At 70.9% G+C, this 8,984-nt stretch carries 8 protein-coding genes and 1 pseudogene; 7 read left to right on the top strand and 2 right to left on the bottom strand.

From position 1 onward, the window contains the following. Positions 1 to 960 (bottom strand): HtaA domain-containing protein (locus J1C73_RS17670; protein ID WP_207317240.1); only part of this gene is annotated, 960 nt, incomplete at its 3' end. A gap of 135 nt (positions 961 to 1,095) precedes the next feature. Here J1C73_RS17670 and J1C73_RS17665 point away from each other — a divergent pair. The 7 genes from J1C73_RS17665 to J1C73_RS17635 all read left to right on the top strand — a co-directional run bounded on the left by J1C73_RS17665 (position 1,096) and on the right by J1C73_RS17635 (position 8,639). Beyond that, the gene (locus tag J1C73_RS17665) at positions 1,096 to 2,175 is read left to right on the top strand and encodes a heme/hemin ABC transporter substrate-binding protein (RefSeq protein WP_207317239.1); all 1,080 of its coding nucleotides are present in this window, start codon (positions 1,096 to 1,098) and stop codon (positions 2,173 to 2,175) included. Further along, positions 2,172 to 3,272 carry a FecCD family ABC transporter permease gene (locus J1C73_RS17660; protein WP_207317238.1) on the top strand — a complete coding sequence of 367 codons (1,101 nt, stop codon included), beginning with the start codon at positions 2,172 to 2,174 and terminating at the stop codon, positions 3,270 to 3,272. The genes J1C73_RS17665 and J1C73_RS17660 overlap by 4 nt, the downstream gene beginning before the upstream one ends. Next, positions 3,269 to 4,108 carry a heme ABC transporter ATP-binding protein gene (locus J1C73_RS17655; protein WP_207317237.1) on the top strand — a complete coding sequence of 280 codons (840 nt, stop codon included), beginning with the start codon at positions 3,269 to 3,271 and terminating at the stop codon, positions 4,106 to 4,108. Before J1C73_RS17660 ends, J1C73_RS17655 begins: the two co-directional genes overlap by 4 nt. Before the next feature lie 190 nt (positions 4,109 to 4,298). After that, on the top strand, positions 4,299 to 5,435 hold the full coding sequence (gene efeO, locus J1C73_RS17650) for an iron uptake system protein EfeO (RefSeq protein WP_207317236.1): 1,137 nt from the start codon (positions 4,299 to 4,301) through the stop codon (positions 5,433 to 5,435). Positions 5,436 to 5,458: 23 nt separating this feature from the next. Beyond that, the gene (efeB, locus tag J1C73_RS17645) at positions 5,459 to 6,763 is read left to right on the top strand and encodes an iron uptake transporter deferrochelatase/peroxidase subunit (RefSeq protein ID WP_207317235.1); all 1,305 of its coding nucleotides are present in this window, start codon (positions 5,459 to 5,461) and stop codon (positions 6,761 to 6,763) included. A gap of 39 nt (positions 6,764 to 6,802) precedes the next feature. Then, positions 6,803 to 7,774 (top strand): iron uptake transporter permease EfeU, encoded by a 972-nt coding sequence (gene efeU, locus J1C73_RS17640; protein ID WP_207317234.1) that lies wholly within the window; start codon positions 6,803 to 6,805, stop codon positions 7,772 to 7,774. Then, positions 7,707 to 8,639 carry an SCO2278 family lipoprotein gene (locus J1C73_RS17635; RefSeq protein ID WP_207317233.1) on the top strand — a complete coding sequence of 311 codons (933 nt, stop codon included), beginning with the start codon at positions 7,707 to 7,709 and terminating at the stop codon, positions 8,637 to 8,639. The genes efeU and J1C73_RS17635 overlap by 68 nt, the downstream gene beginning before the upstream one ends. 151 nt (positions 8,640 to 8,790) lie before the next feature. Here J1C73_RS17635 and J1C73_RS17630 read toward each other — a convergent pair. After that, a pseudogene (locus tag J1C73_RS17630) lies at positions 8,791 to 8,984 on the bottom strand (bifunctional DNA primase/polymerase); the annotation flags it as partial.

Below are 8,984 nucleotides of genomic sequence, written 5' to 3'. Positions count from 1 at the left end.
GCCCGACTTCAGCCCCACCGCGAACCGGGAGAGCGTCAGATCGAGGTCATGGGCCCCGGTGAAGCGGACGCTGCCCGCGAAGGAGGCGGCCAGGGCCTGCTTCTTCGCGTCGTACGTGCCCTGCCCCTTCGGGAAGCGGAAGAGCGCGCCGCCGTCCTGGGCGCCGCCGGCCAGGGTCCACTTCCCCTGGCCGATCGCGCCGGTGACGTACTCCCGGAAGGTGCGGCGCACGCCCCAGTCCACAGCGGCGTCCTCCAAGCGGCCCGCCGTCGCCTTCGGCTTCGCGCTGCTGCCGGGCCGCTCGGGGAACTTGGACGCGGCGGGCTTCCCCGCCGGGGCGGAGGTGTCCACGGAGAGGCTGACCGGGTCCAGTGGCGTACCGGCCGTGTAGTAGCCGGCGAAGGACTTCGCACCCTGTGAAGTCAGCGTCGCCGGGACGTTGTTGAGGACGATGGGAGTGGAACCGCCCCTCATGTCGATCCCGGACAGACCGAGCGTGGCCAGCGGCACCTGGGAGGCGGACGTGACCCGGCCGGTCCCCCGGTCCTTGCTGACCATGTCCGCGTACAAGGTCCCGCTGCCGCCCTGGATGCGGACGGCCGGGCGGCTGATCGTGAGGTCCAGCTCGTTGGAGCCGTCGGACTTCTTGTGACCGGTGAAGCGGACACCGCCCGAGAAGCCGGAGCTGAACGCGCCGCTCGCCGGGTCGTAGGAACCGGAGGCGGAGTGGAAGCGGAACTGGCTGCCGCCGACCGTGGCCGCGCCGCCGGTCAGGCTCCAGCTGCCCTGGGCGATGGGGCCCGTGACATAGCTCTGGAAGGAGGACTTGATGCCCCAGTCCAGCCGGCCGCCCCGCACCGTTCGGTCCGCCGCTTGCGCGGCGGTGGCCGGGAGCAGGGCTCCCAGCAGTACCGCGAGAAGCGCGACGGCGAGCGCGCGGGCAGGTCTGAACGGCGGCATGGACCCCTCCGAGGTCTAGAAGATGAGGTAAGGCTAACCTAAGATATGCACATCTTGTGTCGGTACCCCCCTTCCGTCACATTCCTCGCAATCCACTCCCAACTGCACGCCGCAGAACGACAGGACGGTGCCCCAGTGCGCTTCTCGCAGGACTTCGCCCGGCCGGGCCGGGACACCGGGCAACCGAGGCGCAGGCGCACCGGCGTCGCGACGGCCGCGATATCCCTGACGACGGCTCTGCTGCTGGCCGGCTGCGGAGGTACGGGGGCTCCCGCGGCGAAGACGGCGGGCACCGGGGCCACCGCCGCCGCGGCCGCCGACCGGATCGAACCGCTGGCCACCGTGCCCGTACCGAAGTTGCCCGTCACCGTGAAGTCGGCGGACGGCGAGCGGACCACGATCACCTCGGCCGACCGGATCGTGCCGCTGACCGGCAGCCTGAGCGAGATCGTCTTCACCCTCGGCCTCGGCAAGCAGGTGGTGGCCCGCGACATCACCGCCACCTTCGAGCAGGCCGAGAAGCTCCCCGTGGTGACCCGCGCCCACGACGTGTCGGCCGAGAGCGTCCTGTCCCTGAGGCCCACCGTCGTCCTCGCGGACACCACGACCGGCCCGGTAGAGGCCATCGGCCAGATCCGTGACGCCGGGATTCCGCTCGTCGTCGTCGAACCGGCCACGGAACTCGCCGACGTCGGCCGCCGGATCGAGACGGTGGCGGCCGCCCTGGGCGTACCGAAGTCCGGCGGCGAACTCGAACAGCGCACCCAGGACCGCATCGACGCCGTCCGCACGTCCGTGCCCGCACCGGCCGACGGGGCGAAGAAGCCGCGGGTCGCCTTCCTCTATCTGCGCGGCTCCGCCTCCGTCTATCTGCTGGGCGGCCGCGAGTCGGGGGCGAGTTCACTGCTCGAAGCGGCGGGCGCCGTCGACGCGGGCAAGGCGTCCGGGCTGAAGCGGGACTTCACCGCCATCACCAGCGAGGCGCTGGCCAAGGCGGCCCCCGACGCGATCCTGGTGATGTCCAAGGGGCTCGACTCGGTCGGCGGTGTCGACGGCCTGGTGAAGATCCCGGGCGTCGCCGAGACCCCGGCCGGCATGGACCGCCGGATCCTCTCCGTCGACGACGGGGTGCTGCTGAACTGCGGGCCGCGCACCGACCGGGTGCTGAGCGATCTGGTGGCCCAGCTCCACCCGAAGGACGGAGCAGCGAAGTGACCGCCCCGTATGACGAACGCACCCGGCCGGCCGGGGCAGAGGCCCCGGAAGCGAGCGCGCCCCCGGCCCGGCGCTCCACCGCCGTCACCCTGACCGTCGGGCTGGTCGCGGCCCTGGTCGTCTGCTGTCTGCTCTCCGCCGGACTGGGCGCCTACCGCATTCCGCTGGGCGACGTACTGGCCTCCGTGCAGCACCGGACCGGACTCGGCGGGCACGCCCTGGACCGGGTCGGCGAGAGCGTCCTGTGGAACGTACGGCTGCCGAGGGTCGTCCTGGCGGTTCTGGTCGGGGCGTCCCTCGGCTGCGCGGGCGCCCTGATGCAGGGGGTGTTCGGCAATCCGCTCGCGGAGCCTGGCGTCATCGGCATCTCGGCGGGCGCGGCGGTCGGCGCGGTCGCCTCGATCGCCCTCGGGCTGAGCTTCTTCGGCAACTGGACCATCACCGTCTGCGCGTTCGCCGCCGGGCTGCTGACCGTGCTGCTCGTCTACGCGCTGTCGCGGTCGGGCGGCCGGACGGAGGTGGTGACGCTGATCCTCACCGGTATCGCCGTCAACGCCTTCGCGGGCGCGCTGATCGGGCTGTTCATCTTCTTCGCCGACAACGCGCAGATCACCCAGATCACCTTCTGGCAGCTCGGTTCGCTGGCCCAGGCCACCTGGCCCAAGGTGCTGGCGGTGCTGCCGTGCGCGGTGCTCGGGCTCGTCCTCGCGCCGTTCTACGCACGGAAGCTGGACCTGCTCGCGCTCGGCGAACGGCCCGCCCGGCACCTGGGCGTCGATGTGGAGCGGCTCCGCGTCGTGCTGGTGCTCGTCGTGGCGCTGCTGACCGCCGCCGCGGTGGCGGTCGCCGGGATCATCTCGTTCGTGGGGCTGCTGGTGCCGCACCTGCTGCGGATGGCGAACGGCCCCGGACACCGCTTCCTCGTCCCCGGCAGTGCGCTCGGCGGTGCGCTGGTGCTGGTCGCGGGCGATCTCGCGGCCCGTACCGTCGCCGATCCGGCCGAGCTGCCGCTCGGCGTACTGACCGCACTCTTCGGCAGCCCGTTCTTCTTCTGGCTGCTGCGCAGGACCCGTCGCAAGCAAGGTGGTTGGGCATGAGGACGCTGCGGAATCTCTTCGCGGTACGCGACCGGCGGCTCCCGGCACCGGTCGCCCCCGGCGCCCCGGTCGCCGAGGTGCGCGGACTGCGGGTCCGGCTGGGCGGGCGCCAGGTACTCGACTCCATCGAGCTGACGGTGCACGCGGGCGAGGTGCTGGCGCTCGTCGGCCCGAACGGGGCCGGGAAGTCGACGCTGCTGGCCGCACTCGCCGCCGATCTGCCCGCCGAGAGCGGTGCGGTGCGGATCGACGGACGGCCCGTCACCGACTGGTCGGCGCCCGAACTCGCCCTGCGCCGGGCCGTGCTGCCGCAGTCCGCGGCGCTCTCCTTCCCGTTCCCGGTGGAGGACGTCGTACGGATGGGGCGTGCGCCCTGGGCCGGTACGGAACGTGAGGACGAGGACGATCCGGCGGTCCGCGCGGCGATGGCGGCCACCGAGGTGACCGGGTTCGCCGCGCGCCCGTTCTCCGCGCTCTCCGGCGGCGAACGGGCCCGGGTCGCCCTGGCCCGGGTGCTCGCGCAGCGCGCCCCGCTGCTGCTGCTCGACGAGCCGACCGCCGCGCTCGACCTGCGCCATCAGGAACTCGTGCTGCGGATCTGCCGGGAGCGGGCCGCCGCCGGTGACGCGGTCGTCGTGGTGCTGCACGATCTGGGGCTGGCCGCCGCGTACGCGGACCGGGCCGCCGTGCTGCACGACGGGCGGATCGCGGTGGCGGGGCCGCCCGCCGAGGTGTTCACGAGTGCGTTGCTCGGCGAGGTCTACCGGCAGCCGGTCGAGGTATTCCCGCATCCGCGGACCGGGGTGCCGCTCGTCATACCGAACCGGAGCTCTTGACCATTACTTTGCCATCACCTGGCTCGCTCATGGGTCGGTCGTGATCACTCCGTTCCCGCACCCGCGCAGTGAGAGCTGAATCACTGCGCAGGTGGGTATCGGTCAGGTAAGGCTCCGTTAAGTTAGGTTCACCTCACCTGCTTTTGTCCAGCCTTTCCCTTCTTCTCCTTCGTCCTCACGTGGAGCCCGTATGCGAGCCGTTCGTTTCTCCGTTGTCACCGCTGCCGCCACCGTGGCCGCTCTGACCGCCGTCACGGGCTGCGCCGAGAAGAGCGACGGCAAGGGTGACGGTGCCGTCCAGGTCGTCGCGAAGGACGACTCCTGCGAGGTGTCGAAGAAGAAGCTGCCGGCCGGGCACGTCGAACTGGCCGTGCAGAACAAGGGTTCCAAGGTCACCGAGGTCTACGTCCTGTTCCCGGACGACCGCATCGTCGCCGAGCGCGAGAACATCGGCCCCGGCACCAAGGCCACCATCACGGCGGAGATCAAGGCCGGTTCGTACGAGATCGCCTGCAAGCCCGGTATGAAGGGCCACGGCATCCGGCAGAAGCTTGAGGTCAGCGGAGGCACCGCGGCCAAGCGCAGCCCCGAGATGGACAAGGCCGTCGCCGCCTACCGCACCTACGTCCAGGACCAGGCCGACGAGACGCTGCCGAAGGCCAAGCTCTTCACGGACGCCGTCGCCGCCGGGGACGTCGAGGCCGCCAAGAAGATCTACGCCGACTCGCGGCTCGGCTGGGAGCGGACCGAGCCCGTCGCCGAGTCCTTCGGTGACATCGACCCGAAGGTCGACGTCCGCGAGGACGGCCTGGAGGACGGCCAGAAGTGGACCGGCTGGCACCGCCTGGAGAAGGCGCTGTGGCAGGACAAGCAGCTGGGTGCCGAGGAGAAGGCCCTCGCGCCGACCCTCTACAAGGACCTGCTCGACTGGCAGAAGCGGGTCGGCACGGCGGAGATCACCCCGACCTCGATGGCCAACGGCGCCAAGGAGCTCCTCGACGAGGTCGCGACCGGCAAGGTCACCGGCGAGGAAGAGCGCTACAGCCACACCGACCTGATCGACTTCAAGGGCAACGTCGAGGGCGCCGAGAAGTCCTACGAGCTGCTGAGGCCGATCGCCTCGAAGAACGACGCGGCGCTGTCGGCCACCCTGGACAAGCGGTTCGCGGAGCTGAACAAGCTGCTGGACACGTACCGCAAGGACAAGACCTCCTACGAGTTCACCTCGTACGAGAAGGTCGGCAAGGCGGACCGCAAGGAACTGTCGGACGCGGTCAACGCACTGGCCGAGCCGCTGTCCAGGCTCGCCGCCGCGGTGACCAAGTAACGAGTCGGAGAGAGGCGCCGGGCATGTCCGAGAAGACGCAGAACACGGCCGCCGACACCGAGGGCCCGGATTCCGGGGCCCCGGCGGCGCAGGGCCCCGGCGGCGCACCCTCCAGGCGGGCACTGCTCGGCTGGGGCGGCGCCGGACTCGCGCTGGGCGCGGTGGCGGCCGGAGGTGCCGTCGCCGCGGTCCGCTCCGACGACACGCAGGTGCCGGCCGCGGACAGTGGCGCGGCGGTGCCGTTCCACGGTGCGCACCAGGCCGGAATCGCCACCGCCGTCCAGGACCGGCTGCACTTCGCCGCGTTCGACGTGACCACGAAGGACCGGGCCGAACTCGTCGCGCTGCTCAAGGAGTGGACCCGGGCCGCCGAGCGGATGACGGCCGGTCACGCGGTCGGCGACGGGGCGTACGGCGGCCTGGCCGAGGCCCCGCCGGACGACACGGGCGAGGCGCTGGGGCTCAAACCGTCCCGGCTGACGCTGACGATCGGCTTCGGTCCCTCGCTGTTCGCCAAGGGGCGGTTCGGCCTGGAGGACAAGCGGCCCGACGCGCTCGTCGATCTGCCCAGGTTCCCCGGCGACAACCTGGACGCGGCCCGCAGCGGCGGCGACCTGTGCGTCCAGGCCTGCGCGGACGACCCGCAGGTGGCGGTGCACGCCATCCGCAACCTGGCCAGGATCGGCATGGGCCGCACCGCGATCCGCTGGTCCCAGCTGGGCTTCGGCAAGACGTCCTCGACGACGCCCGGCGCACAGACCCCCCGCAACATGATGGGCTTCAAGGACGGCACCCGGAACATCGCCGGCACCGACACCGCGGCCCTGGACGAACACGTCTGGGTCGGCGGGAAGGACCGGGCGGGCTGGATGACCGGGGGCTCCTACCTGGTGGCCCGGCGCATCCGGATGCACATCGAGACCTGGGACCGCGCCCCGCTCCAGGAGCAGGAGGACGTCTTCGGCCGCGACAAGGGCGAGGGCGCCCCGGTCGGCAAGGCCAAGGAGCGCGACGAGCCGTTCCTGAAGGCGATGCTGCCGACCGCCCACGTACGGCTCGCGCACCCGGACAGCAACGCCGGGGCGACGATCCTGCGGCGCGGCTACTCCTTCACCGACGGCACGGACGGCCTGGGCCGCCTCGACGCCGGGCTGTTCTTCCTCGCCTACCAGCGCGACACGCGAAAAGCGTTCGTACCGCTCCAGCGGCGCCTGGCGGCACACGACGCGCTCAACGAGTACATCCAGCACGTGGGTTCGGCGCACTTCGCCGTCCCGCCGGGCGTCCACGACAAGGACGACTGGTGGGGCCGTGCGCTGTTCTCGTAGTCGTTCTCAAGTACCCCGAAGCGGAAAGGGATCCGAATCGTGTTCAGTAACTTCCTGATCGGCCTGCGCGAGGGCCTTGAGGCCAGCCTGGTCGTCTGCATTCTCATCGCGTACCTGGTGAAGACGGGCAACCGGAACAAGCTGCTGCCGATCTGGGTCGGTGTCGGCAGCGCGATCGTCGTCAGCCTGGCGTTCGGCGCGGGGCTCGAATTCGGCTCCCAGGAGATGACGTTCAAGGCGCAGGAGGCGCTCGGCGGTTCGCTGTCGATCCTCTCGGTCGGTCTGGTCACCTGGATGGTCTTCTGGATGCGGCGCACCGCCCGGCACCTGAAGTCGGAGCTGCACGGCAAGCTCGACGCGGCGCTCGCGATGGGTACCGGCGCACTCGTCGCCACGGCGCTCCTCGCGGTGGGCCGGGAGGGCCTGGAGACCTCGCTGTTCGTGTGGCGCGCGGTGCACGCGGCGGACGACGGCTGGCATCCGATGATCGGTGCGGTGCTGGGCATCGCCGCCGCGGTGGTGCTGGGCTGGCTGTTCTACCGCGGTGCGCTGAAGATCAACCTGGCGAAGTTCTTCACCTGGACCGGCGGCATGCTGGTGGTCGTCGCGGCGGGTGTGCTCGCCTACGGTGTGCACGATCTCCAGGAGGCCGAGTTCCTCGGCGGTCTGCAGAACAAGGCGTTCGACATCAGCGCCACGATTCCGCCGGACAGCTGGTACGGCACACTGCTGAAGGGCACCTTCAACTTCCAGCCCGATCCGACTGTTCTTCAGATCACGGTGTGGGCGTTGTATCTGATCCCCACACTCGCACTGTTCCTCGCCCCGGTAGGGTTCGCACGGTCAGTGGGGGCGACGGATCAGAAGGCGCAGAAAGCAACGGATGAGAAGTCTGAGGCCGGTTCGGCTGGCGACGGGACTCGCGGCGGCGACGGTGCTGAGCATGACGGCGAGCGGGTGCGTGACGGTGCACGGCGAGCTGGAAGTCGTGCCGGCGGCGACGAGATCTGAGGCCGGACAGGCCCTGAAGGAGTTCACCGCCGCCTACAACGCGGCGGACAGGGCCTACGATCCGGCGCTGGACGAGGACCAGGTCGGCGGCTCGCTCGGTGCGATCAATCAGGCGGGTCTGACGGCCCGGCAGAAGAACAGCCCGAACGGCAACGCGAACCACCGGACGCTGGAGCTGACCGACGCGACCTACGTCATCCCCAAGAAGGCGGGCTGGCCGCGGTGGTTCGTCGCGGACACCGACTCCAACCGGGATCAGGACAACGGCAAGCAGGACACCCGCTGGCTGATCGTCTTCGTCAGGTCCGGTCCCGGCGCCGGGTGGAAGGCCGTCTACCTGTCGGTCGTCACCCCGTCCCAGCTGCCCGGATTCGCGAAGGACGGCGACGGCCGGGCCGAGCCGGTGAAGGCGGACAGCGCCGAGCTGGCGGTGGCCCCGGAGGAGCTGAGTGAGCAGTACACGGGCTACCTGCAAAAGGGCACGCCCGATGTGTTCGCCCCCGGGCCGTCCACCTCGCTGTGGCGCACCACGCGCCAGAACACCCGGCGGGCGGGGTTCTCGTACCAGTACATCGACCAGCCGCTTGACAGCGGCGCGTTCGGCCCGCTCGGCCTGAAGACGGAAGGCGGCGGGGCGCTGGTCTTCTTCAGCAGCAAGCACTTCGAACGGCAGACCGCGGCGAAGGGGCTGCGCCCGGCGGTCACCCCGGACGTGCGGGCGCTGCTGTCCGGCGAGGTGAAGAGCACCCTCACGAAGGAGCGGGTCTCCAGCCAGCTGGTGTACGTCCCGAAGAGGGGCGCGAAAACGGGCAAGGTGACCGTCCTGAACCGCCTGCCGGGCCTGACATCGGCCAAGGGCTCGTAACCCCCGAACCACACCGGGCCCACCGGCAAACCGGGCCCACCGGCAGACCAAGCCCGCCCGGCGATTGAGGGCATCTCTCAGGCCGTCCGGCGATCGAGGACGAAACCGGCCGCCGGACGCCCCGGCACCCGGTCCCCGCCCAGGCCACCGCCTACCGGCTCAGCGGCCAGGCCACCGACTCATGGTCGACATCACTCTGCTCCGCGGAGCCGACGAACCGCGCACACGCGTCGGTCAGCGTCTCCAGCAGCGTGAGCGGATCCGGCAGCGGATTCTCCGGCCCCCGCAGCCACCGCACATCCAGCTCACCCGGAAGCCGCGCGGGCGGCAGCAGCACATAGCTGC

It is taken from the genome of Streptomyces laculatispora (assembly GCF_017353455.1).
Taxonomy (GTDB): Bacteria; Actinomycetota; Actinomycetes; order Streptomycetales; family Streptomycetaceae; genus Streptomyces; species Streptomyces laculatispora.
The sequence above is the reverse complement of the archived record's forward strand: the minus strand, read 5'-3'. Positions and strand labels throughout refer to the sequence as shown.

Coding starts and splice junctions, on each gene's coding strand:
- J1C73_RS17655 (WP_207317237.1), top strand. CDS start 3,269: ATGAGGACGCTGCGGAATCTCTTCGCGGTACGCGACCGGCGGCTCCCG.
- efeO (WP_207317236.1), top strand. CDS start 4,299: ATGCGAGCCGTTCGTTTCTCCGTTGTCACCGCTGCCGCCACCGTGGCC.
- efeB (WP_207317235.1), top strand. CDS start 5,459: ATGTCCGAGAAGACGCAGAACACGGCCGCCGACACCGAGGGCCCGGAT.
- J1C73_RS17635 (WP_207317233.1), top strand. CDS start 7,707: ATGACGGCGAGCGGGTGCGTGACGGTGCACGGCGAGCTGGAAGTCGTG.